General features: G+C 70.9%; 20 protein-coding genes. 14 read left to right on the forward strand and 6 right to left on the reverse strand.

Annotated features, from left to right (window positions below; genetic code table 11):
* Positions 1-12: 12 nt before the first annotated feature.
* The 11 genes from ABZ945_RS09285 to ABZ945_RS09335 all read left to right on the forward strand — a co-directional run bounded on the left by ABZ945_RS09285 (position 13) and on the right by ABZ945_RS09335 (position 15,498).
* A complete protein-coding gene (locus ABZ945_RS09285; RefSeq protein ID WP_361266267.1) occupies positions 13-1,269 on the forward strand; it encodes a spermidine/putrescine ABC transporter substrate-binding protein in 1,257 nt (418 codons plus the stop codon).
* Positions 1,266-2,156: an ABC transporter permease gene (locus ABZ945_RS09290; protein ID WP_361266269.1), complete on the forward strand. Its 891-nt coding sequence runs from the start codon at positions 1,266-1,268 to the stop codon at positions 2,154-2,156. Before ABZ945_RS09285 ends, ABZ945_RS09290 begins: the two co-directional genes overlap by 4 nt.
* Positions 2,153-2,977, forward strand: coding sequence for an ABC transporter permease (locus tag ABZ945_RS09295; RefSeq protein ID WP_361266271.1), 825 nt, complete (start codon positions 2,153-2,155; stop codon positions 2,975-2,977). Before ABZ945_RS09290 ends, ABZ945_RS09295 begins: the two co-directional genes overlap by 4 nt.
* Before the next feature lie 43 nt (positions 2,978-3,020).
* The gene (locus ABZ945_RS09300) at positions 3,021-4,067 is read left to right on the forward strand and encodes an SIS domain-containing protein (RefSeq protein WP_361266273.1); all 1,047 of its coding nucleotides are present in this window, start codon (positions 3,021-3,023) and stop codon (positions 4,065-4,067) included.
* Positions 4,068-4,177: 110 nt separating this feature from the next.
* The gene (locus tag ABZ945_RS09305) at positions 4,178-5,143 is read left to right on the forward strand and encodes a PfkB family carbohydrate kinase (RefSeq protein ID WP_361266275.1); all 966 of its coding nucleotides are present in this window, start codon (positions 4,178-4,180) and stop codon (positions 5,141-5,143) included.
* On the forward strand, positions 5,107-5,397 hold the full coding sequence (locus ABZ945_RS09310) for a peptidase inhibitor family I36 protein (RefSeq protein ID WP_361266277.1): 291 nt from the start codon (positions 5,107-5,109) through the stop codon (positions 5,395-5,397). Before ABZ945_RS09305 ends, ABZ945_RS09310 begins: the two co-directional genes overlap by 37 nt.
* 142 nt (positions 5,398-5,539) lie before the next feature.
* Entirely contained in the window at positions 5,540-7,045 is a 1,506-nt protein-coding gene (locus tag ABZ945_RS09315; RefSeq protein WP_361266279.1) for a hypothetical protein, read from the forward strand.
* Positions 7,042-7,908, forward strand: a complete 867-nt coding sequence (locus ABZ945_RS09320) for a hypothetical protein (protein WP_361266281.1) — start codon at positions 7,042-7,044, stop codon at positions 7,906-7,908. The genes ABZ945_RS09315 and ABZ945_RS09320 overlap by 4 nt, the downstream gene beginning before the upstream one ends.
* Positions 7,901-12,379, forward strand: a complete 4,479-nt coding sequence (locus ABZ945_RS09325; RefSeq protein ID WP_361266283.1) for a hypothetical protein — start codon at positions 7,901-7,903, stop codon at positions 12,377-12,379. Before ABZ945_RS09320 ends, ABZ945_RS09325 begins: the two co-directional genes overlap by 8 nt.
* A complete protein-coding gene (locus ABZ945_RS09330; protein ID WP_361266285.1) occupies positions 12,376-13,539 on the forward strand; it encodes a hypothetical protein in 1,164 nt (387 codons plus the stop codon). Before ABZ945_RS09325 ends, ABZ945_RS09330 begins: the two co-directional genes overlap by 4 nt.
* A gap of 117 nt (positions 13,540-13,656) precedes the next feature.
* Positions 13,657-15,498, forward strand: a complete 1,842-nt coding sequence (locus tag ABZ945_RS09335) for a tetratricopeptide repeat protein (RefSeq protein ID WP_361266287.1) — start codon at positions 13,657-13,659, stop codon at positions 15,496-15,498.
* A gap of 94 nt (positions 15,499-15,592) precedes the next feature.
* Here the strand turns inward: ABZ945_RS09335 and ABZ945_RS09340 are convergent, their stop codons facing one another.
* The 4 genes from ABZ945_RS09340 to ABZ945_RS09355 form a co-directional block, all read right to left on the reverse strand.
* On the reverse strand, positions 15,593-16,789 hold the full coding sequence (locus tag ABZ945_RS09340; RefSeq protein ID WP_361266289.1) for a cytochrome P450: 1,197 nt from the start codon (positions 16,787-16,789) through the stop codon (positions 15,593-15,595).
* The gene (locus ABZ945_RS09345; protein WP_361266291.1) at positions 16,786-17,976 is read right to left on the reverse strand and encodes an MAB_1171c family putative transporter; all 1,191 of its coding nucleotides are present in this window, start codon (positions 17,974-17,976) and stop codon (positions 16,786-16,788) included. The genes ABZ945_RS09340 and ABZ945_RS09345 overlap by 4 nt, the downstream gene beginning before the upstream one ends.
* Complete coding sequence (locus tag ABZ945_RS09350; protein ID WP_361266293.1) at positions 17,973-18,500, reverse strand: regulator component; 528 nt, start codon at positions 18,498-18,500, stop codon at positions 17,973-17,975. Before ABZ945_RS09350 ends, ABZ945_RS09345 begins: the two co-directional genes overlap by 4 nt.
* Before the next feature lie 219 nt (positions 18,501-18,719).
* Complete coding sequence (locus ABZ945_RS09355) at positions 18,720-19,175, reverse strand: helix-turn-helix transcriptional regulator (RefSeq protein WP_361266295.1); 456 nt, start codon at positions 19,173-19,175, stop codon at positions 18,720-18,722.
* Between the two features lie 381 nt (positions 19,176-19,556).
* On the opposite strand from ABZ945_RS09355, the gene ABZ945_RS09360 reads away from it, so the two are divergent.
* Together ABZ945_RS09360 and ABZ945_RS09365 are read left to right on the forward strand one after the other, a co-directional pair.
* The gene (locus ABZ945_RS09360) at positions 19,557-20,258 is read left to right on the forward strand and encodes an HAD family phosphatase (protein ID WP_361266297.1); all 702 of its coding nucleotides are present in this window, start codon (positions 19,557-19,559) and stop codon (positions 20,256-20,258) included.
* A gap of 82 nt (positions 20,259-20,340) precedes the next feature.
* Entirely contained in the window at positions 20,341-21,114 is a 774-nt protein-coding gene (locus ABZ945_RS09365; protein WP_361266299.1) for a glucose 1-dehydrogenase, read from the forward strand.
* 220 nt (positions 21,115-21,334) lie between these two features.
* Here ABZ945_RS09365 and ABZ945_RS09370 read toward each other — a convergent pair whose 3' ends face one another.
* On the reverse strand, positions 21,335-22,345 hold the full coding sequence (locus tag ABZ945_RS09370; protein WP_361266301.1) for a ScbA/BarX family gamma-butyrolactone biosynthesis protein: 1,011 nt from the start codon (positions 22,343-22,345) through the stop codon (positions 21,335-21,337).
* A gap of 166 nt (positions 22,346-22,511) precedes the next feature.
* Between ABZ945_RS09370 and ABZ945_RS09375 the strand changes: the two genes are divergently transcribed.
* Positions 22,512-23,147 carry a ScbR family autoregulator-binding transcription factor gene (locus ABZ945_RS09375; RefSeq protein WP_361266303.1) on the forward strand — a complete coding sequence of 212 codons (636 nt, stop codon included), beginning with the start codon at positions 22,512-22,514 and terminating at the stop codon, positions 23,145-23,147.
* Between the two features lie 243 nt (positions 23,148-23,390).
* On the opposite strand, the gene ABZ945_RS09380 is transcribed toward ABZ945_RS09375, so the two are convergent.
* Complete coding sequence (locus ABZ945_RS09380; protein WP_361266305.1) at positions 23,391-24,095, reverse strand: ScbR family autoregulator-binding transcription factor; 705 nt, start codon at positions 24,093-24,095, stop codon at positions 23,391-23,393.
* Between the last annotated feature and the right edge of the window lie 174 nt (positions 24,096-24,269).

Below are 24,269 nucleotides of genomic sequence, written 5' to 3' on the forward strand. Positions count from 1 at the left end.
AGGTCCACCGCCATGCCCCTGCCTCCCCCGCCCGGCGCGCCCCGCCCGGCCCGGTACTCCCGGCGCACCCTGCTGCGGTCCGCCCTCGGTGCCGCCGCCCTCGCCCCGCTCGCCGCCTGCTCCGTCCCCGGCGCCCGCAAGGACGTACCCACCGGCCCGGCCGAGATCGCCGCCGCCGTACGGGACTTCTGGTCCGGCAAACGCCGTACCGGCAGGCTCGACTTCGCCAACTACACCCAGTACATCGACGCCGACCCGGCCGACCAGAGCCGCCACCCCACACTGGAGGAGTTCACCAGGAGGACCGGGGTCAAGGTCACCTACCAGGAGCTGATCGACGACAGCGCCTCCTGGTTCGGCAAGACCCAACCGCTGTTCGCCTCCGGCGAGGGCATCGGCCACGACCTGATGGTGGTCGGCAGCGACAGCTACCTCACCAAGTACATCGAGCTGGGCTACCTGGCCCCACTGGACCACTCCCGGCTGCCGAACTTCGCCCGCCACGGCGGGGCCGCCTACAAGAACAGCTCCTTCGACCCCGGCAACGTCTACACCGTGCCCTGGCAGTCGGGGATGACCGGGATCGGCTACGACCCGGCCAAGGTCGGCCGGAAGATCACCAGTTGGCAGGACCTTCGCGACCCGGCGCTCCGCGGCAAGGTCGGGATGTGGAACGACGCGGTGCAGATGGGCAACGTCGCCCTGCTCGCCATCGGCCGCGATCCCGAGACCTCCACCCCCGAGGACTGGCGCCGGGCGGCCGACTGGCTGCGCGGGCAGCGCGACGCGGGCATGGTGCGCGCGTACTCCACCGCCACCTACCAGTCGGCCCTCCAGCGCGGTGACCTCTGGGCCTCGCTCGTCTACTCCGGAGACGTCTACCAGGCCAACCGCAGCGGCTCCCGGCTGGAGTTCGTCATCCCGGAGGAGGGCGGGCTGCTGTGGACCGACAACCTGTGCCTGCCGGTCACCGCCGCCGGCGCGGTGGACGCCCTCACCTACATGGACTACGCGTACCGGCCCGAGGTCGCCGCGCGCATCACCGAGACGGTCCAGTTCATCTGCCCCGTCCCCGCCGCCCGGGACGTCATCGTCCGCGAGGCGGCCGCCGCCACCGGCGAGCGGCGGGCCGCACTGGAGGCGCTGAGCACCAGCCCGCTGGTGTTCCCGAGCGAGTCCGACCAGTCCAGGCTGCGCCGTATGCGGGTGCTCGAACGAGCGGAGGAGAAGCAGTGGAACGCACTGTTCGAACCGATCTACCAGGCGTGAGCCGGCCCCCCGCGCGGCGGGCGCGCCGCCGCCCGGTCGCCGCCCTCGCCCCGTATCTGCTGGTCCTGCCGGGCTGGCTCTGGCTGGCCGCCTTCTTCGTCGCACCGGTGCTGGTGATGCTGTCGCTGTCGCTCCAGACCGGCGACTTCATCGACGGCTTCCGGCAGACCTTCCACATAGGCACCTACGGGGACGCGCTGGCCGCGTACCACACCCAGCTGGTGAGGTCCCTGTTGTACGGCGGCGCCGCCACCGTGTGCTGCCTGCTGATCGGCTACCCGGTGGCGTACTGGATCGCCTTCCGGGCCGGGCGGCACAAGTCGGTGTACCTCTTCCTGCTGCTGCTGCCGTTCTTCGTCTCGTTCGTCATCCGCACCCAGTCCTGGAACGTGGTGCTCGCCGACAACGGCGTGGTCCTCGGGCCGCTCAAGCACCTCGGCCTGCTGCCCGCCGACTTCCATGTGCTGGCCACGCCGTACGCCGTGATCGGCGGACTCGCCTACAACTTCCTGCCCTTCACGGTGCTGCCGGTGTACGTCGCCCTGGAGCGGGTCGACCCCCGGCTGCTGGAGGCGGCGGCCGACCTGTACGCCGGGCGGGCCGCGACCTTCGCACGGGTGGTCCTGCCGCTGTCGCTACCGGGCGTCTTCGCCGGGGTCCTGCTCACCTTCGTGCCCGCCTCCGCCGACTACGTCAACGCCGCGATCCTGGGCGGGCCCTCCACCACCATGATCGGCAACATCATCCAGACCGAGTACTTCACCAATCTCGACTACCCCGGGGCGGCGGCCCTGTCGTTCCTCCTGATGGGCACCCTGCTGATCGCGGTCTTCCTCTACGCCAGGGCGCTGGGCACCAGGGACGTGCTGGAGGTGGCCGCGCGATGACGACCACGGCCACCCCCTCGCGCACCGTCCGCCGCCGCCGTACCGTCCGCCGCGTCTCCGGACTGCGGCTGTGGACCTGGCTGGTGATCGGCTGGCTGCTGCTGCCGATCGCCGTGATGATCCTCTTCGGCTTCAACGACACCAGCGGCAAGGTGAACTTCACCTGGCAGGGCTTCACCCTCACCTGGTATGAGCACCTGTTCGCCATCCCCAACCTCACCGACGCCCTACTCAACAGCCTCGGCATCGGCCTGGTCGTCGCGGTGGTAGCGACCCTGCTGGGCACCCCCATCGGCATGGCCCTCGGCCGCTACCGCTTCCGCGGCCGGGGCTCGGTGGACCTGCTGCTCTTCGCGGCCATCGCCGCGCCGGAGATCGCCCTCGGCGCGGCGCTGCTCTCGCTGTTCATCGTCCTCGGCGTACCACGCGGGTACGGCACGGTGGTCGTCGCCCATGTGGCGTTCTGCATCCCGTACGTCGCGATCACGGTGCGCGCCCGGATGGCCGGCTACGACCCGACACTGGAGGAGGCCGCCCGCGATCTGGGGGCGGGCCCCTGGACGGCGTTCCGGCTGGTCACCCTGCCGATGCTGCTGCCCGGCGTGGTCTCGGGCGCGCTGCTGTGCTTCGCGCTGTCGGTCGACGACTACGTGATCACCAGCTTCAACGCCGGGCGCACCGTCACCTTCCCGCTCTGGGTCTACAGCGCCGCCCGCACCGGGGTGCCGCCCCAGGTGAACGTCATGGGGACGCTGATCTTCGCCGGCGGCCTGCTGGTGGCGGGGGCCAACGTCCTGCTGGCCCGGCGCCGCGCGAGCTGACTCCCGCCCGTCTGCCACCCGTACCACCGTCCCCTCGTCACCCATGCCCACGCCGTACCACCCGAACGAACCGAAGGAAGACCTCACCGTGCTGTCGTTCAACGAGACCGAGTTCACCGCCCAGACCGAGAGCGTGATCGCCCTCCGCCCTCGCATCGAGGAACTCGCCGACCGGCTGGTGGACGAGGGGTACGACACCCTCCTGCTGGTCGGTGCCGGCGGGACCTACGCGCAGATGTGGCCCTACGAGCACCTGGCCCGGCGCACCTCTCGGCTGACCGTCCGCTCCGCCATCGCCGCCGAACTCGTCGTCTCCGGGGACGCGTTGCTCGGTGAGCGCACCGCCGCCGTCTTCACCTCCGTCTCCGGCACCACCGAGGACAGCCTGCGCGCCATCGAGCACTGCGCCTCCCGGGGCGCCCTCACCATCGGCTTCACCGGCCTCCCGGACTCGCCGGTGGCCCAGCGGGTGGACACCGCGCTGGTCTCGGCGCCCAAGGCCTGGCCGTTCGACGTGCAGTTGCTACTGCTCCTCGGCCGAGTGCTGTCCCAGCGGGGGGAGTTCGCGGACTACGACCGGCTCGCGGACGAACTCGCCGTACTACCCAAGGTGCTGGTGGACGTGGCCCGGCAGGCCGAACCGGTGGCCGCCGCCTTCGCACAGGCCCACAAGGACATCGACTACCACTTCCTCATCGGCGGCGGGAACCTCTGGGGGTTCACCTACCTGTACTCCATGTGCATCCTGGAGGAGATGCAGTGGCTGCGCACCACCCGGGTGCACAGCGCGGAGTTCTTCCACGGCTCGCTGGAACTGCTGGAGGAGGACACCAGTGTCATCGTCTTCCAGGGCGAGGACGAGACCCGGCCGCTGACCGACCGCGCTGAGGCGTTCGCGAAGCGGATCTCCCGGGACGTGTCGGTGTTCGACACCCGCGACTACCCGCTCGACGGCATCAGCCCCGAGTTCCGCGGCCTGCTCTCCCCGCTGGTGCTCGACACCGTCATGGACCGGGTCAGCAAGCACCTGGAGCGGGTCCGCGACCACTCCCTCGACCTGCGCCGCTACTACCGCGTCATGGACTACTGAGCCCCGCCGGACGCCCGGCCCCCCTTCCCCCTGTCCTGTGGCCGCCACCGGTCCCGGCGCGCTCAACCGCCCCGGCACCGGTGGCGGGCGCGCGCTTCGAGGAGCCCCCTGTGAAAGTCCTCGGCTTCGGTGACAACGTCATCGACCGGTTCACCGACCGCGGCACCGACTACCCGGGCGGCAACTGCGTGAACGTCGCGGTCTACGCCCGCCGCCTCGGCCTGGACGCCGCCTACCTGGGCGTGTTCGGCGACGACGACCTCGGCGCCTTCCTGCGCACCGCCGTGGCGGCGCGGGGCGTCGCCCTGGACCACTGCGCGGTGCGGCCCGGCGAGAGCGGGGTGTCCACGCTGGAGGTCCGGGACGGCGAGCGGGTGTTCACCGGCTGGAACGGCGGCGGGGTGACCGTACGCGAACCTCCGGTTCTGGACGCCCGGTTGCTCGCCTACGCGGCCTCGTTCTCGCTGGTGCACTCCAGTGTCTACTCGCGTACCGAGGACCGGCTGCCCCGGCTCGCGGCGGCCGGACCGCTGGTCAGCTTCGACCTCTCCGACGAGGACGAGTACCGCACCCCCGGCTACCTGGACCGGGTGTGCCCGCACGCGGACCTGGTGCTGCTCTCCTGCTCGCACCTGGACGAGACGGCCACCCGGGCGCTGCTGTCCCAGGCGGTACGCCGGGGGGCCGGGCTGGCCCTGGCCACCCGCGGCCTCGCCGGGGCCCTGGTCCACGACGGCCGGACCTGGGTCGCCGCCCCGGCGCGCCCGGTGTCCCCACCGGAGGCCGTCACCGACACCATGGGCTGCGGGGACGCCTTCCTGGCTGGCTTCGCCGTCTCGCTGCTGCGCGCGGGCTGGACCCGCGCGGACCCGCCGGGCCCCCAGACCCTGCGGCGCGCCCTGCGGGACGGGGCGGACGCGGCGTACGAGCAGTGCTTCGTGGAGGCGGCCTTCGGCGGCGGCCGCCCGATGACCGCCGCGCGGACGGCGTACGGATCCGCCGGCCGTCGGGCCGGTCCGGCGCCTGTGCCGGCCGATGAGTGGGGTGCCCGTGCCGGTGCGGGAGAAGGGCCGTAAACCCTGGCTGCGTCTGGTCGGGGCAGAACTACACCGGCCGGATGCAGAAGGTCGAAGGCGACAACCGGAACCTGACCCAGTTCGCGGTCTTCCTGAGCTTCAAGTCCTGGTACAACCACGGCGCGTCCTGCGACTTCAAGTGGTACTCGCTGAGGAACCACGGTGGAGACAGCGGGGTCATCGCGCGGGGGCACCGGAAGACCGACAACGCGTCCCACTACATCGAGTCCAACAAGTGGGTCAACTGTCGCTAGCGGAGCCTGGCCCGGGGTGCCCGTGCACGTGGGAACCGGCACCCCGCGCGGCCTGATCACGGCACGGAGCATCAAACCCTGTCACGAAGTGAAATCCCCGTTTCGGGTTCACGGAGATCAGTAGCTCATTACAGTGCCTGGTGTGCGTGCTGAATCGACGGAGCCGTCCGCGAACATGCCGGACGAGGGGCTCGTCCGGCGGGTCAAGGCGCTGGCTTGTACCGCGCCGTTGCAGGCGCTTGAGGACAACAAGGGGAGTCTGGGGCGAGTCGACGCCCGCCCCTATCACATGGTGGAGTTGGCCCTGCACACCATCGATCAGGTCGCCATGGCCATGGACTTCGACCGGGGCGCGGAACACGACAAGGTCATCGAACAGGTCAGCCGATTCGCCGCGGTCCAGGTACCCGAGCAGAGTGAGCAGGAGCACCACGTGGTGGCGCAGTGGGTGCTTCACAAGCTCATCAACATCGGCACCCTCGACCGCGGCTTCACCTGGACCTACGGGCGGATCGACGGTGAGGGCGCCTACGACCGCTTCGACTTCGATTTCAAGCTGCTCGTCGAGCACTCCACGCCCGACGGGCGGATCTATCTGAGGGTGACCGACGAGGCGATCAACGTCCTGGTAGGTGCCCTCGACACAGACGTGGAGTCGGCACAGGTGGCCGCGGAGTACAAGCTCGAGTACCTCATCAACCGGCGCCGGCTGGAGGACGCCAAGCTGGCGGCCGAGCAGGCGCGGTACCGCAGTGTGCAGTACGGCGAGTATCTGCGGCAGTACCTCGACGCCACGCGGCGCGACGTACGGACGGTCGACTGGGAGCGGCAGGTCCCCGAGCTGCTTGAAGCAGCGCTCGAACACATCGAGGAGCGGTACCGGCACGAGAGCGCCATCCTGACCAACATCACCCAGCACCGCGACAGCACCCACGACGCCAAGAAGAAGCGTCAGGCAGCCGAGCTGGTGGATATCGTGCGCAACTGCATCCACCGGCACATGCAGTTGCAGACGAAGCTCCAAGGCGCGGGAGCGCTGTTCCGGGCAGAACAGGACCGCCAGCAGTTCTCAGGCCTTCCGCAGCGCGCGGCGGTGGACGTCTTCAACCAGTTGCTGATGCCTCTCCTCGGCCTGCCGATCGCCATGGCACTGGCTCCGGTGACCCACTTCTTCCGCAGCGGAGTCGCGCCCGCGCCGCCCGCGGTGACGTCGATGAACGCACTGATCGGACGACTGCTCTCGGTCCGCACGGAAAGTAACCGGTACGCGGGCGCCGTGCCCGTCCCCGATGTGCGAGGCGCCGTCGAAGCTCCGCCGTTCAGCGAGGAGGACCAACGCATCGCCGGCCAAGTGCTCGACCTCGCCGTGGACGAGCCGCGCACGTTGAGCACTCTGCTGAGCGAGGCGCGCAGGCATGGACCGGCGGTCGAGCGGCTGGTGCTCCATGACGCCATGCACGCCTTCAACCCCGCTCTGAGCGAAGCCCTGCTCCGCGGCGACCAGAGCATGCTGCTCGCGACCGCGGCCGGCGGTACGTTCGACAGCACCGCGGCCAGAGGGGACGAATTGCTGGTCACACGGGTCCGCCTGGAACCACTCGACAGCGAGCTGGACGACGACATGGCAGACGGGGAGCACGACGAGTGACGCCGGCCATCACCCTGGACGACGCCGAGGACGCGGCGATGCTCATCGCCTTCGGTATGCGTCCCAGGCAGCGACCCGCGAAGGACCGGGGCTATCGGGCTCTGGTCGTCAAATACCGTACCGAGGGTGCCTTCCGCGCGCTGGTGGAGCGCACGGCTCGCGGGCTGGGACTCAAGGTCCTCGGTGCCAGCGAGGACATCGGCCTGGCCCTGGCCGCTCTGCCGAACTCGGTCTACGAGACAAGGATCGAGGACTATGTCCGGGTCGCCAAGCAGCGTGGCGAGGCAGAGAGGCTGCTGCACGGGATCATCCATCTCGCCATCGCCGCTCTGGCCTTCCCCCGCCCCGATGATCTCGCCAACGACGGCTACGTCGGGCGGGTCAGTACGGAGACGGTCGACCGGACCGTACGCGACGCCTGCGACCGGCTCCGGGAGAAGGCCGCGGCGACGGAGGCTGGTGGAGACACCCCTTCCGGCATGCGAGAGCTCGAAATGGTGTGGAGTGCCTACGCCAAGCGGCCAGGGGCCTCGCTGACGAAGGACGGCCGACTGGCCCCGAACTCCACCGGAGGAATGATCACCAGAGCCCTCAACTTCCTGACCGACCAGGGCTTCCTCAACATCGCCGGAGCCGGCGAGGACGGCTGGTACCGCACCACCCCGCGCTACCAGCTCCAAGTCCGTGAGCTGGCCGCGACCAGCGCGTTCGACGAGCTGCTCGCACTCGGCGTGGTACCTCTCTCGTCGCACGGCACCCTGCGTTCCACCGCGCCGGCGCCGATCCCCGAGCCGAGGGACGGCGAAGGCGACACGAGCACGCCGGATGCCGACAGCCCGGACGAAGGGCTCTTCCGTGTATGAGCTCTCCCGCGTTCTACTGCGCGGGGTGGGGCCCAAGGGCGCTCGGTACGAGAACGTCCTGCTCGACTTCAGCGGAGTCGGCGGCTTCGTCACCAGCGGCCGGCAGGGCGATGTGTTCGACATGGGCGAGCCACCGCGGCGCCCCTCTCCGGCGAGTGTGCTCTTCCTGGAGAATGGCGGCGGCAAGTCCGTGCTGCTCAAGCTCGTCTTCTCGGTGATCCTGCCCGGGCGCCGTGAGGTGGTCGGTACCCGTAACACCCGCGCCCTCGAAGGCTTCGTCCTCCGCGGAGACGTGGCCCATGTCGTGCTGGAGTGGACCCACGCCGCCAGCGGCAAAAGGCTCGTCACCGGCAAGGTGAGCCAGTGGAAGGACCGCCGGAGCTCCGACGAGTCGGACCTGGTCGAGCGCTGGTACCACTTCCGCCCGGGCCGCTTGCTCGACCTGGACACCCTGCCCATCGAGGAGCACGACACCTACCTCGGCCTCAACGAGTACGGTGAACGTCTGCGGCTCACCAATGATCGCGAACCGGCCCTCGGCTACCGCAGCTTCGAGCTGCACGGGGAGTGGACGGACCGGCTCATGGGGCTGGGACTCGACCCCGAACTGTTCCGCTACCAGCGGGCCATGAACAGCGATGAGGGAGAAGCGGCCGACGCCTTCTCCCTGGGCAGCGACCAGGCCTTCGTCAACTTCCTGCTGACTGCCGTCCTGCCGCTCCAACCCGCCCGTGACCTGGCCGAAGTGCTGTGGACATATGCCGACAAATTGGCGGATCGGGAGAACATGGAGCTGGAGAAGAGCTTCGTGGAGGGAGCGCTCGCGGTACTGCTCCCGCTGAAGGAGGCTCACGATGGTCGTGCCGCGGCCGCCGAGGGCCAGAACCGGACCAGGATTGCCCTGGACCGCTTCGTCCATCAGGTGCGGGCCCGGGCCGACCAGGAGAAGAAGTGGCTCGCGGACCGGGACCAGGAGGCGACCCGACTGAAGGATGTCGCCGGGCGCGCCGAGCAGGAGCACGACCGGGCGGCCTCCACCGTCACCGCACTGGAGCGCGCCGTGGCCCAGTTGTGTCTGGAGGAGGCCCAGAGCCACTTCGACGTCGCCGATGCCGACTGGCAGGCGGCCATCGCGGCCGAGCGGGGCTGGCTCGCTGTCCCCGCGGTGCTCCGGGAGTTGGAGGCGATAGCCACGGCCGGGCGGCTGCGTGACCGCGTCGCCGATACGGAGGAGGCCGCGCGACCGGCTCTGGCGGCCCGCGACGATGCAGCGTCGGAGCTTGGGCACACCCTCCGCGCCATGGTGCGCAACCTCACCGACGAGGCGGAGGAACTGGCGCAGAAGGCGGTCGAACACGACCGAAGTGCCGCGACCGCCCAGAAGGAACACGACACGGCCGTGGTGACCGCTGCCGCGGGGCAGGCCAAGGCGGAGGCCCTGGAGGAACGCGTCGCGGAGGTGGCGGAGCAGATCGCCGCCGCGGTCCGGGAGGGGCTGATCCTCGACGGCATGTCTCCGCAGGAGGCTGCCGCACTCGCCGAGGCGGAGGCGGCGGCAAACCGCGAACGGCTCGCCGAGGCCGAGACGACAGTGCAGGACCTTGAACGCGACCACCATGAGGCGGGCCTGCGATGCGAGACGGCACGAACCGCCCTGACCCGGGCCGAGCACGCGCACGACCTCGCACGTCGTGAGGAGGAGGCCGCCCACACGACCATGCTGCGACTGGCGGAGGAACTGCACGCGGCCGGTGTCTACGGTGGCCAGGCGGGCGAACTCGACTTCGAGGCCGCTGGCCTCGCCGACCGACTGGCCCGGACCCTGGAGGAGGCCGAGACCACCCGGATCGATGTCCGCATCGCCAAAGCGGCCGAAGAACGCGCCCTCTTCGCATTGGAGACGACCGATCTCCTTCCACCCTCGCTCGAAGCGGCGCGGATCTGCGACCTCCTGAACGAGCGCGGGGTGCCCGCCGGTACCGGTTGGGAGTACCTGGCCGGCATTTCCGACGTCGAGCGCCGCAAAGAGCTGGCCGACGCCTTTCCTCAGCTTGTCACCGGTGTGCTCGTCAACGACATCGATCATGTCGAACTGGCCTCGGAGCTCATCGCCACCGAGAACGTCACGGCGTCCGGCTTCGTGGCACTGGGCACCACGGAAGCACTCCGTGGCGAGAGCGGTCCGCTGTCGGGAGTCTCCCTCGTCGTACCGCCGCACCCCGCTCTCTACGACGAGCGGGCCGGTGAGTCCGAACGCCTGCACCTGACCGCCCGACGCAGCGAACATGACCGCCTGCTCGCCGAGCTGGACGAGACCCTGCGCACCAACTCGTTGCTCGCGGCGAGGCTGGCGCAGTGGCGCGAGACCTGCCCGCCCGGCCGGCTCGCCGCCCTGTACGACGCCGTGGTCGCCGCGGACGACAGCCTGCGCAGCGCACGTGACACGGCAGCGGCCGAGGACGCGGCCAGGGACGCCTTGTCCGGCCGGTTGGCTGAGGCGCGAAACCTGCTGCCCGGGCTCAGGGACGCCCGCGCACTCATCGAACGCCGCATCGAAGCCCTCCGCGGCCTCGTCCGGGCAGCGGCACGGGTGCCAGGCTGGCAGATGGAAGCCGCGACGGCGCGGGAAAGCGCGGAAGCCCATCGAAACCTGGCGGAACAGGCGCGGGACAGGGCGGAGCGCGTCCGGCTGGCCGCTGCCGACACCCGGCGTACCGTCGACGCGCTGCTGGCCACGGTCACCCGCACCGAGGAGGAACTCGCCGGCCTGCCTATCCGGGAAGCCGAGGGAACAGCCGACTCCTCGCACTCCGGATCCGGACAGCCGTTGGAAGTGCTGCGCCGTCTCTACCGCACCGCCGCCGAGCAGTACGCCCGCGTGGCGGTGGGTGAGACGCTGCTCGGTGATCTCCACCAGGCTGAACGGGAGCAGGAGGCAGCTGGCCGAGCCCTGGCAGCCTTCCCCGACGCCGACCGCGGCATGGCGCGGCAGCTGCTCCAGGGCTCCGATGGTGCGGACGCCGCCGCACTGGACGCCGGCCGGTCCCGGGCACGGCGGCAGGCAGAGGCCGCGAGCGCCCAACGCGACGAACGGTACGAAGCGGTGGTGCGCTGCCGCGCCGCGCTGACCGCCCTGGGCGACCCCCCTCCTGATACGGAGGCCGTCGACTTTGCCCCGTTCCGGGCACCGCGCGACCCCGCCCAAGGCGCGCGCTTCGTCGCGGCGGCGAAGCGCGCGAAGGACGAGGCAGCCTCGCTCGCCGAGGGCTGCCGGAAGCAGCTGGAGGAACTGGCGCAGCAGCAGAGCGAGGCCCGCCAATCGGCCCGTGGGTTCAAGATGCTGGTCGACCTCCTCGGCGAACCGGACGAACCGGATCTCGGACCGGTCGGCGCCTTGTCGCCGTACGAGGGTGACGTGGCGGCCGCACGGCAGCGGCACGACCGGCTGCGTAGCGAGCACGCCACGGCACAGGAGGCCGTCGCGAAAGCCGAGGCGGCCGAGCGGGCGCTCGCCGACCGGCTTGCCGCCCACGCGGCGGACAGCCGCTTCGAGGAGCTGCACTCACCCAGCCGCCGGGTGATGGTTACCACCGACCGTGCCGAACTGCCGGCCCGGGCGAGCCTCTGGAGGGACGATCTGAAACCACGGCTGCGCACTCTTCAGATCGACCTCGACTCCATCGGCAGGCACCGCCGACAGATCGTGCTGCAGTTCGTGCAGCAGGTGCGTGAGGCCCTCCGCACGCTCAAGCGGGCACAGCGGCTGTCGCAGTTGCCGGAGGGGCTGGGCAGCTGGTCCGGTCAGCAGTTCCTGCAGATCAGCTTTCCCGAGGCCACCGACGAAGTGCTGGCGGAACTCCTGGGCCACGTGGTGGACGGGGCCGCCGTCGAGAGCACGGACCGCCGAGGCAAGCGCGACGCCCGCCAGCTCGTGCTAAAGGGCGTGGAGGCCGCGGTGGCACCCAAGGGCTTCCGAGTGACCGTCCTCAAACCCGATGTCGGACTGGCGGTGGAACGCGTGCGGGTGGCCGAGACCAAGGACGTCTTCTCCGGTGGCCAGATCCTCACCGCGGCCATCGTCCTCTACTGCACGATGGCCGCGCTGCGCGCCAACGACCGCGGCCAGGTACGCCACCGGCACTCCGGTGTCCTGTTCCTGGACAACCCGATCGGCCGGGCTTCGGCCCGCTATCTGCTCCGACTCCAGCAGGCGGTCGCCAGAGCTCTGGGGGTCCAACTCGTCTTCACGACGGGGTTGTACGACAAGACGGTCCTGGACGTCTTCCCTCTGGTCATCAGAATGCGCAACGACGCGGATCTCCGGGCCCGACGCCGCTATATCTCGGTGGCCCATCGCGAGATCGAGCCGCACATCACCTCCCTCCGGGACGGCCCGGGCGGCGACATCGCCGCCGTCCGCTACCACCGTCACGAAGCTTCCGACGAGATGGCGGAGGCGGGATCCGGATGACCGCTCCGGAGTTACTGGCCGAGGAGCTCTGGCGCGAAGTGCGCCGCTGGGCCGACGCCCAAAAGTGGAACGGCTATCAGAAGAAGCAGCTGCGGCAGACGGAACTGCTCGACCTCTTCCGGGCCGTCTACCGGGCAGGTTCCGACAGCGACCCGGAAGAGCACACGCTCGACCGGTGCCTGACCGTCCTCACTGACGCGGGGCGCATCACGCCCATGCGGCGGTCGCGTGGTGACGTGCTGCCGCCGGGCATCCACCTGCTGCCCGTCCGGCCGGCACCGGCTCCGCGTCGTCGTCGCAGCACCCTCCTCCACCCCTCCCTCTACCGGCTCACCGGAGGAAAACCGCCCCTCACTGATCAACAGGAGGTCGCCTACCCGGCGATCAGCGACTGGCTGCACCTCCAACAGGAACCGGTGCTGGAGGTCCCGGTACGGGAACGCGCCCTGGAAATCTTCGGAAAGCTCATGTACACGGAGTGGTTTCCGGAACCGGAGAAGTGCCTGGACGCAAGAGGGTTCGGCGGACCGCTGTTCAAGCAGCGGTCCGCCTTCTACAAGTTGATCCGTGCCTTCCCCACCGATCCACCGCTGCTGAACGCCCGGTTCCCGCACTTCGATCCCAGAGAACACAGCACCGCGATCGACAGTGGCGACATCCTCCTGGTCGTCGAGAACTCGGCAACCTACACCTCCCTGGTACGGCGACTGCGTGAACTGCCCGCAGTGCCACACCGAGTCGGATGTGTGGCCTGGGGTGTCGGCCGTTCCTTCACCGCGTCGGTGCGCACCGTCCAGGACCACTACGGTACGGACGACCGAGGCAGGCCGCGCTTCCGGGCCATCCGGTACTTCGGCGACCTGGACGCGAGCGGCCTCGACATCCCCCTTCAGGCGTCCGAGACGGTCCGTGATCTGGGCCTGCCGGAGATCCGGCCCACCCCGGTGCTCTACCGGGACCTGCTGGCGGTCGGGACACCCCTGCCCGGCAAGGAGAGCAGCACGCGGCAGCAGGCGGAGACCCTGGTGAAATGGCTGGAAATGGACCATGACCTCGGACCCGTCGTGGACGTTCTCATGGCGGGTGGACGGTGGGCGCAGGAGTGGGTCGGACGGCGTCATCTACAGCTCACCGATGACTGGCTGGCCGACATGCGCTGATTGCGAGGTCCGATGGATCCGAGGGTGGGCACGAGAGCGGTCCCGCAGCCGTTGCCGGCAGAGCGTGGGAGGGGGATTCCACCGCTTAACCCGTGCTTCCGCGGCCGCGGCGCGGCCATGACGGAGCTGGACCGGATCCTGTGCCGTCAGGCCCCGTACATCGCCGTCCTGGTCGGCCCGCCCGGAGTGGGCAAGACGCAGCTCGCCGCCGAGTGGGTGTACCGCAACGAGCCACGATTCAGGTACGTGTTGTGGACCGGCCCGGATGCCGGGCCTGCCGATCACCCCCACGTAACGGCGGACTTCCAGGGTGAGGACCGGCCGGTGGGCCCAGTGGAGCTCACGGTGGTCGACGGCCTGTGTGACCCCGCCGAGCTCGACGACTACCTGCCGGACGGCGGCGAAGGGCACGTTCTGGTCACGGCTACCGGGTCCGTAGGGGATTGGGAGGGGTGGGCCGAGGTTGTTCCGGTCGATGCCTGGTCGAGAGCGGAAGCGATCGCGCATCTGCAAGCCTCCGCGCACCGGCTGACCCGGGAGGACGCATCCCGGGTGGCGGCTGCCGTCGGCGATCTGCCGCAAGCGCTCGATCATGCCGCGCAGTGGCTCGAACAGGGTGGCGCAGCCGAAGAGTTCGTGGAGGAGCTGCACCATCATCCGCGCGAGGCTCTCGGCGGAGCCGGTCCGGACCGCTACCACGGCTCGCTCGCCGACCGCCTCGACAGGGTGCGCGACCGTCTCGCGGGCACCGACCGCTGGCTGGGGGACATCCTGGACGCGTTCGCCCTCCTCGGCCCCGACCCTCTGCCGATCCAGGCGATCCGGCCGGGCGTGCTCTGCCGTTCCTCCGACCTCGTACACGGGGTGGATGCCTCTCTCCATACATCCGAACTACTGCGTGCGCTTCCCGCCTTGGTGAGGACCGGCCTGGCGACGCTCGACCAGGGACTGCTGCGGGTGAGCACGGTGTACTGCGCGGCGGTACGCGGCCTGAGCTCTCCGCATCAGTGTCACTCCGCCGAGCGGTGGGCCGACCTCCTGCTGAAAGCGGTGGAACCCGGCCGGTCGTCGGACCGCCACCGCGGTCGGCAGCAGTGGTCGCCTGTGCTGCCCCTCTTCCTCAATCGCGACCCCGAGGACGCCGTCACTCATGAGGGTCTGTCCGCTCTGCACAGTGCGTACGGCCATATGGTCGAGAGGGGACGATGGAGTGCCGTACGGGCACGACTCGAGTCACTGCACCGTCGGGCGGTGCATCTTCTGGCGGCGGGCGCCCCACTGGTCTGGGAGATCGGCGAGCTGCTACTCCGCGTCTACACCGACGCGCACCTGTACGCCGACGCGCTGGCACTGGGGAAGGACCTGTGGGAGCGCCGTACGGGCCAGTACGGCCCCGGTCATGCGGCGACGCTGCGCTCTGCCTCCGCCCTGCTCGTCCCGCTGGCGAGTTGCGGTCGCCTCGCCGCCGCGACAGAACTGGCGGAGAGGACCCAACGGGAGCAGGAGTCTCTTGTCGGCGTCGACGGCACGGACGCGTTGCTCACCGGCAGCCGGCGCATCGTCATCGACCGGTTGGACGGCAGGCCCCTGGACGCTGTCTCCCGGGGAGAACAGGTGCTCGCCCGGCAGCGGAGCCAGCTGGGGGAAGCCCATACTCATACGCTGGCGACCGCCTACGCCCTGGGTCGGGCCTATGACGCGACGTTCGTTCAGGCGGCGTCTGCCGTGGAGTTGTTCTCCCGGACGCTGCCCCTTCAGGAGGACGTTCTCGGTGCCCGCCACCCGGCCACCATCCGCACGGTCGCGGCCCTTGAACTCGCCCACGAGCGTGCGTACGGGGCCGTCAATGACGCCGGCCGGTGCGCGGACGTCCTTCGTCTCCTCCGGATGGAGTTCGGTCCGTGTGACGACGACGTCACGCGCCTGCACAGCCTGGTGACCCTGGAGCCAGGCACGTAGGGGCGATTGTCCTGCGGATCTGTGGGTGGCCGGGAGGGGCGGTAGGGAGCCCGTCCAGGTTTCGGCCGAGGGCGGGCGCGGTCGCCGGGGCCGGTCAGCCGAGGACGAGAGGAAGGGCGGCCAGCCCGCGGGTGAGGCGGGTTCGGCGCCAGGTCAGGGATTCGGCGGGGATGGCCAGGCGGGTGTGGGGGAAGCGGGTCAGCAGGGTGTGGAGGGCGATCTCGGCTTCGGCGCGGGCCAGGGGGGCGCCCGGGCAGCGGTGGATGCCGTGGCCGAAGGAGAGGTGGCCGCCGGCGTCGCGGTCGAGGTCGAGGCGGTGCGGGTCGGGGAAGGCCGCGGGGTCGCGGTTGGCGGCGCCGGGGGCGATGAGGACCGGGAAGCCGGCGGGGATGTCGACCCCGCCGACGCGCAGGTCCTCGGTGCTGTGGCGGAAGGTGGCCACGCTGACGGGTGAGTCGTAGCGGAGCAGTTCGTCGAGGGCGCCGGGGATCAGCTCCGGGTCCCGGCGCAGCCGGTCGAAGGCCTCGGGGTGCCGGAGCAGGGCCAGGACGGCGTTGCCGAGGAAGTGGGTGGTGGTCTCATGGCCGGCGACCAGGAGGAGAGCGGCCAGGGAGACGGCCTCGTCGCGGTCGAGGCCGCCCTCCTCGCAGGCGTGCAGGAGGGCGGCGAGCGCGTCGGAGTGGGAGTCGGAAGTGGGGCGGGGGGTGGTGAGGAGGCGGGTCAGGTAGTCGCCGATCCGGTGCGAGGCGGCGTCGATGCGGGCGGTGTCGGTGGCGTCGAAGAGGTCGTGGGACCAGGCGGCGAGGGTGGGGCGGTCGGCTTCCGGTACGCCGAGCAGCTCGCAGATTACGGTGACGGGGAGGGGGACCGCGAGTTCCGCTACGAGGTCGATCTCCTTGCCGGGGTGCCAGGTGGCCGTGAGGTCTTCGATGACGCGGGTGATGAACGGGCGCAGGGCGCGGACGCGTCCGGTGGTGAACAGCGGTGTCGCCACCCGGCGTTGGCGGGTGTGCGCGGGTGGGTCGCTCGCCAGCATGGTGCGGGAGACCGCCGGGTGCAGATCGCGGTTCGAGGGGCGCTCGGCGAAGAAGCGGGCGGTGTCCTTGGACAGCCGGGGGTCGGTGAACGCCTCGCGGGCCTCGGCGTGGCCGGTGATCAGATAGGAGTGGTGGCCGCCGGAGCCGGTGGGGATCCGTTGGACCGGGCAGCTCTCGCGCAGCCGGTCGTAGGTGGGGTAGGGGTCGGCGAAGAAGCGCGGGTCGCGCAGGGGGTCCTGCCGCGGGGCGGTCATGAGGCCGCCTCCGCGTGGGCGGGTGCCGGCTGCCGGGCGTAGGCGTCCGCCACCAGCAGCAGCCACGCCGTCTCCGCCGGGAGGTCGCCCTTGCGGGAGGCGGTTCCGGTGGCGGGCGGGGCCCCGTCGCCCTCGGGGGCGGTTCCGGCGCGCTTGGCGGCGACGGCCGCGGCGATGACCGCCGCCTCCACCTCGGCGTCGCCCTCGGGGGTGCCGGCCGTGCCGCGGCGGGCGGCCTCGGCGGCCGCGGCGTCGCCTACCGAGGCGGGACGGTACCTGCGCAGGGCCAGCACGCAGTCGTTGATCTCGATGACCCGGCGGTGCAGATGGAAGTCAAGATCGTGGGTGTCGGCTCCGGTGCTGCCCGGGTCGAGTACGACCTCGGGCACCGCCGAGGTGACCTCCCGCCACAGCGGTTCCAGCGCGTTGAAGGAGGCGCGCTCCCAGCGTCGGCGGCGGAGTTGGCTGAGCGGCCAGAGGAGGGCGGGGAGGGTGAGTCCGACGGTGATGAGGAGCACGGCGACGGCGGGCGCGGTCACGCTGAACGCGCAGCGGAACGGGGTCAGCGGCGTCGAGCAGCGGGAGTGGTCGGGGACGAGTCCCAGGCCGAGGCCGAGGGAGATGAGGGTGAAGAGCTTGTACGCGGCGTAGAGGAGGGCGAAGCCGCAGCCGACGGAGGTCGTGCGCAAGCCCCAGCGCTGGCTGCGGCGGGTCGAGCGCCGGGCCTGGGACCAGGTCTGGAGCAGGAAGTCCTTGGCTGTGTAGGCCAGGTAGGAGATGTAGATGAGTACGTAGCACGCGTACAACGCCGAGTTGCGGCCGGTGAGTTGTTCGGCGGTGAAGAAGGCGGTCATGCCGGCGACGGAGACCGCGAGGACGATGACGCGCAGCCGGATCTGCCGATGGGCCCGCTCGCGGTCCAGGTTGAGCTGGAAGAGGAAGGCGAGGACCGAGGTGGCCGCGGTCAGGGTGAAGGTGTTGCTGAGGAGCCGGGCGACATGGGGGACCACCGACTCGACCGCCCGCTCCACGGCGGGGGCGTAGGAGGCGAAGGCGAGGGCGAAGGAGGTCAGCAGTGCCGCCATCGCCCAGGTGCCCGTGGGGCGGTGTCCGCCGCGCCCCCGCACCCAGTAGGCGGCGAAGCACAGCAGCACGACGGCCGTGCCGGTGAAGAGGATGTTGATCATTTCCGGTGGCGTTTCTTCCTGTGTGGCTTGGCGAACAGCGCGTCCCAGCTCTCGGCGCCGCTGGCGGGACGGCTCGGCGGGCCTTCGCGTCCCCGGTACATGAGTTGCCGGATCACGCTGGCCATCACCTCGGCCTCGCGCTCGTCCCGGCTGGTGTAGCTGGTCCGGCCGGACATCCGCTGGACGAGGGTGGGGTCGAACCCGATCGCGCGCAGGGTGTCCTGGTCGAGTTCCAGGCTGCCGGGGTGGTCGCAGATGATGTGGCTGCTCTCGTGGGCGAGGATGTGGTTCTGGTGGAGGGGCGAGGTGGCCTCCTCGTAGAACAGCAGGTCGGCGTCCGGGGTCTCCAGGCGGATCCCGCACGGAGCGTCCACGGCGCCCAGGGTGTTCAGGGGGCGCAGGATGATGGGGCGTCCGCGTTGTTCGGCCACGGCGTCGCGGAGGTCGCGGGTGCTGAAGCGGTGCGGGAGCCGAAGCGCCTCGACGCGTGCCTCACACGCGGCGCGAAGCTGCTCAAGGTCCATGTCCTCACACTCTGGTGACGCCGGTGGGGGAGGGAGAGGGCCGTTGCGGATCCCGTCGCGGAAGCCCGGTGTGCGCGCCCCATGCTGACATGTGCGCGACCGCGCGGTACGGGCGGGATGCCCTGGCGGACGTGGTGTGCGGCTCGGCACGCCGGACCTGTCACCGAGCACGGCTGAGCCCCTCCTGGCGAGCGATCACAGATCGTGTCGGGGCGCGGTTCAGTCGTCCAGGTCGAGGTCCTGCGCGCTGTCGTCGGTGGTGAGTCCTTCGAGCTTCCGGGCCTGCTCGATCACGGTGGACAGCATCTTCAGGCTGTCGACGCTCAGGCCGTTGGCGCGCAGGGCCACCTTGCGGACGTCCTGGTCGCGCATGGCGGCCAGCAGGCCGATCTCCGCCTTGGTCCGTTCGGCCGCCGCGTTGTCGACGAAGTAGCCCGCCGGTACGCCGAAGAAGTCGGCCAGGGCCTTGATGGTGTGCCGCGTCGGGTTCCGCTTGGCGCCGGTGCGCAGTTGCTGGATGGCGCTGGCCGTCACTCCGCGCCCCTCCCCGGTCGCCGCCTCGCGGATCCCCTCGGCGACCTCCGCGTAGGTGTAGGGCCCCCGGGAAGGGGGGTGCACCTCGCGGAACAGGTAGTCCAGGAGCTGGGCGAAGGTGGGCGACTGGTCATCCTCCACGTAACACGACCTCCTTGGCGTGCTGCCGGGCCTTCGCCCACCACAGTGTTTCTCGAAGCCTCTCGGGACGGCCCCGGCAACACTCTGGTTGACTCCGGGCGGTCACTCTGGTGTACGTTACCAATGCTTCGCCGCCACTGGAGTGTCGGTGGGGAGGAGCGAGCGGCGCGGGCCGGTTCGGGGTCGAGCTTCACGGGGGTGAGTTCGGCCGGCGGGCCCGGAGAGCGCCGCGGCCGCGCCGGACGGGCTCGCCCTGTCCGGCGGGCCGCCACTCCGATCCACGACTGGGACACCGCCCGGGCTTCGAAAGGCCGTCCCGGCCGCCGCGCCGACCCGCTACGCTCGCTCGCCTGGGGAGGGTCCCGAGCGAGGGGAGAGGGCATGGCGGGCGGAGGGCTCACGCGTTTGCGGGCGGCCGCGGTGAACATCGACGGGGTGATGCTGAACGACACCTTCAGTCCGGTGATCCACCACTTCATCGTGAGCCGGGGCGGTGTCTACACGGCGGAGCTGGAACGGCGGATCTTCTCGCAGCGGCAGGCCGAGGCCGCACAGGCCATCGCCGAGGCGGCGGGGCTCGCCTGGTCCACGGAGAAGGTACTGGAGGAGTACTTCCGGGAGCGGGCCGAGTATCTGGAGCGCCACCCGGTGCGGATCCTGGACGGGGCGCTCGCGCTGGTCGGGCTGCTGCGCTCGCTGGGGCTGCGGACGGTCTGCTACGGGGGGTTGGAGCGGGCGCACTTCGACGCGGCGCTGGGCGCGCACGCCGGGCTCTTCGACGACCCGGGGTATGTGTGCACGGACGCCTACCGCCCCGGGCTGCGGGAGATCGTCACCGAGACCTTCGGGCTCCGGCCGGACCAGGTGCTGGTCATCGATGACGTGGCGCGGGTCGCCGAGACGGCCCGGGGGCTGGGGGCGCCCTTCATCGGCAACCCCAGCGACTTCGCGTACGGCTTCCAGCGGGCGGCGATGCGCGAGGCGGGGGTGCGGCATCTGGTGCGCTCGCCGGCCGAGATCGGGGAAGCGCTGGTGCGCACCGTGGATGCCGAGGCGGCGGCGGGAAGCTGCTGGGACGGGTGAGCGGGGCAAGAGGCGTTACGCGCGGGTTAACTGACGGTCGAAAGGCAGTTCGCGGACCGCTGACGTGCGCTATGAATCGGGCATGACATCTCAGGAGAACGGGCTCCTCGCCGGCAAGGTGACCCTGATAACGGGCGCGAGCAGCGGGATCGGTGCCGCCGCCGCGCGGGTCTTCGCGCGGGAAGGCGCCTCGGTGCTGCTCGTGGCCCGAAGAGAGCCGCAACTGAAGCAGTTGGTGGACGAGTTGCTGAGTGCCGGGCACAAGGCCCGGTATGCGGTCGCCGATGTGGCGCGCGGCGACGAGGTCGCCGAGGCGGTACGGGCGGCGGTCGAGCACTTCGGCCGGCTGGACGCGGCCTTCAACAACGCCGGGTACGGGGTGGAGCAGACACCGCTGCATCTGATGGACGACGAGGTCTACGACCGGATCATGGACACCAACGTCCGCGGCGTCTGGAACTGCCTGCGCCACGAGATCGCCGCGATGCTGGAGACCGGTGGCGGGTCCATCGTCAACACCAGCAGTGTGGGCGGCCTGGTGGCGACCCCGGTCGCGGCGCCCTATGTCACGTCCAAGCACGCGGTGGTCGGGCTGACCCGGGCGGCCGCGGCGGAGTACGCCGGTCAGGGCATCCGGGTCAACGCGGTGGCCCCGGGGACCACCCGCAGCGAGATGGTGACCGAGTGGTTCCAGGCCAACCCCGCCGTGGAGCCGCTGCTCCACCAGCTGACCCCGCAGTCGCGGACCGCCGAACCCGAGGAGATCGCCGAGGCGGCGGCCTGGCTGTGCAGTGACCGCTCCTCCTTCGCCACCGGGGTGGTCCTTCCGGTGGACGGCGGGTTCACCATTCTGTAAGGCGCGAGGACGGCGAACGGGGATGGCGGACGGGACCGCGGGTAGCGGGTAGCGGGTACGGTGCGGGTCCCCGTTCGCCGTTCCGGTCCGCCGCGGGCCCCCGTTCGCTGTTCCGGTCCACCTCGGATCCCCGTTCGCCGTTCCGGCCCGCCGCGGGTCCCCGTTCGCCGTTCCGGTCTTCCGGGGGCGGGGCCGTGGGAGGGGGGCTCTGGGGGGGGGGCTACGCGGTGGGCGCGGCGAGGGTGATGGTGCTGCTGAACGCGGTCCGGCCGTCCTGCTCGGCCCGTACGGACACCACCCGGACCGCGGGATCGTCCGAGTCCAGCTCCTCCGCCTCGATCAGGCAGGGCGCGTCGAACTCCACATAGCGGGTGAAGGAGCTCTCGGCCGCGATCGCGGTGGAGCCGGGGGCGAGTAGCCGGGTCACCTGGCGGGCCGCCTCCAGCAGCACCATGCCGGGGATGTGGTCCCCGGGGTGCTCGAAGAGGACCGGGTGGCGCTGGTCGGCCCGCAGCAGCCAGCGGCCCTCGCCCTCCCCGGGGGAGAGCACCACATCGGGGGCGTAGCGGCGGTCGACCAGCGCGGGTTCGACCGGCTCGGACAGCATCGCCCCGGTGCCCGGGTCCGGCGTCAGGTGCTCGCCGCGGATCCGGCGGTAGACCTCCGGCCGCAGGATGGTGGCCTTCGCCATGCCCGAGCCCACCGGCCGGCCGTCGCGCAGGATCTCGACGTCGAACCGGATCCCGGCCAACTGCCCGGCGCGGGTGCGGCGGAGCTGCGAGCAGCTGACGACCAGCGTCAGCTCGGCCGGTGTCCCGAGGACCTTCAGCTCCGTCGGGTCGCAGAGGTACTGGAGGTCGTTGAGGATGAAGTTGCTGTCCAGCGGCACGCCGTACTCGGCGTGCGCCACCAGGGTGCCGGCCTGGCGGACCGTCTCGGCCACCAGCGTGGAGTCGTAGGACGTCCCGCAGAGGGACGTGAAGTAGCTGTGGGCCCGCGGCCACTGCGCCGAGACGGCGAAGCGGTCCTCGGCCAGGGGCTGCCAGCCGGTCAGCAGCACCTCGGCGACGGCGGCGCGGTGGACGTACTCCTTCGGCACCGTGGTGGTGAAGTGCGGCTGCGGTCTGGACGACTGCCGCTGTGCCGGGATGAAGATGTGCGGGTACGCGCCGCTGGGCGCGGTGTGCGGGGCCTGCGGTTCCACTTCGAGCATGAGCAGCGAGTCGGACATGTCCCCCCCAAGGAGATTTCGAACCCCTGTCGTGTGAGGATCACAATACAGGGCAGCCGGTTTTTTTCTACCGGTCGGCGATGACAACTTGCTAAGTTGTCGTACCAGCCGGTCCGGCCGCCGTACCGGCCGTGACGGGGTGGCGAAGAGCAACGGGAGAAAGCGCATGGCACAGCAGGCGCGGGCAGTGGAGACCAGGCGGCTCATCCTGCAGGGCGCGGCGGTCGTCTTCGACGAGCTGGGCTACGACGCGGCGTCGATCAAGGAGATCCTGTCCCGGGTGCCGGTCACCAAGGGGGCCCTGTACTTCCACTTCCCGTCGAAGGAGGACCTGGCTCGCGGGGTCCTGGAGGAGCAGACCCTCCATCCGAACTTCCTCCCCCAGGCGTCCAAGCTGCAGCAGGTGGTGGACCTCGCGATGACCGTGGCCCACGCCCTGCCCAACGACGCGATGCTGCGGGCCGGCAGCCGGCTGGCGCTGGAACGCGGGTCCGTCGACTTCGCGGCGCACAGCCCCTTCCTGGCCTGGGCCAAGGTGTGCGAGGAGCTGCTGGAGCAGGCCAAGGGCGACGGTGAGGTCCTGCCGCATGTGGACTGCCGCGAGACGGCCGAGCTGGTCGTCGGCTCGTTCACCGGGATCCAGGCGTTCTCGCAGGTCAGCTCGGGTCTGCTGGATCTGGAGCAGCGGGTGTCGGCGATGTGGCGGCACATCCTGCCGGCCGTCGCCGTGCCGTCCGCGCTGACCCGGATGGACACCGGCCCCGACCGGGGCGCGCGCCTCTCCCAGATCGCCGCGGGCTGAGACGACCGCACCGAGCCGCCGCCGCCCCGGTGCGGCGGCGGCTTCATCGTGCGGCCCGCACGACCGGGCCGCGCCCCACCCGAGGGCCGCACCCCGCCCGAGGGTCGTGGCCTCGTGAGTCCCGGACCATCGGTGCGGCCGTCCCGGCCGAGGGCGGCCGTGCCCTTCTCCCCGTACCGCCAAGGCGCCCCCGGCCCCGGGTTTTCCCGGGGGCTGGGGGCGCTTCCGCGGCACCACTCCCGCTCACCCCAGGGTGGCCGGGCGGGCTCGGTGGTGGCCGCCGGCCCGGAGTTCGCGGTCCGGGGCCGTGGGCTGCCGGGGGACCAGGGGGACCCGGCCACAGGGGCGGAAGGCGGCGACCCGTTCCGCCGGGACCAGCGCGGGGAGCAGGGTCTCCCAGGCCGCGGCGACGACCGGAGTGGTCAGCCAGCCCCGGTCCTTCCGGGAGAGCGTCTCGATCCCGGCCGTGGTGGCGGTGAGCATACGGGCGGTCTGCCGCACGTCCAGCCCGGGCAGCAGCTCCCCCCGCCGCTCGGACCGGGCGAGCAGCAGCGTCAGGGCCCGCTTCCAGCTGGGGTACGGGCTGGGGAAGCGGTCCTCGCCCGGCCAGCGCTCGTCGCACAGCCGCAGCCCCGCCCGGAACACCACGTCGTGGTGGATGCGCTGGGCCACGTCATGGGTCATGTCGATCAGTGCTTGCAGCACCGGTCCTCCCGGTGCCCTGGCGGCCCGCAGCACATCCCGCCAGCCGGCGCCCGACTGGGTCGCGACCGCCTCGGCCAGCTTCTCCTTGGACTCGAAGTGGAAGTACAGGGCCCCTTTTGACACCTTCGCCGTCTCCACGATGTCGCTCAGGCTGGTCGCCGCGAACCCGGTGGTGTCGAAGCGCGCGGCGGCGGCGCGGACGACCAGCTCGCGGGTGCGTTCGGCGCGTTCCTGACGTGCCATGACGTCTCCTTCGTGGGTGTTTCGCGATCCTTGGGGATCTTCGGGGCGCTTCGGGGATCTTCGCGGCCCTTCGCCGGTCTTGGCGACCCGGGGAAGTTCCTTCGGACTTCACCCTAACAAACCAACCAAGCGGTATGGTATGCCTGTGTCAGGTCACCTCGATGTCGGAAAACA

Source organism: Streptomyces sp. NPDC046887, from assembly GCF_040644755.1.
GTDB lineage: Bacteria > Actinomycetota > Actinomycetes > Streptomycetales > Streptomycetaceae > Streptomyces > Streptomyces lichenis.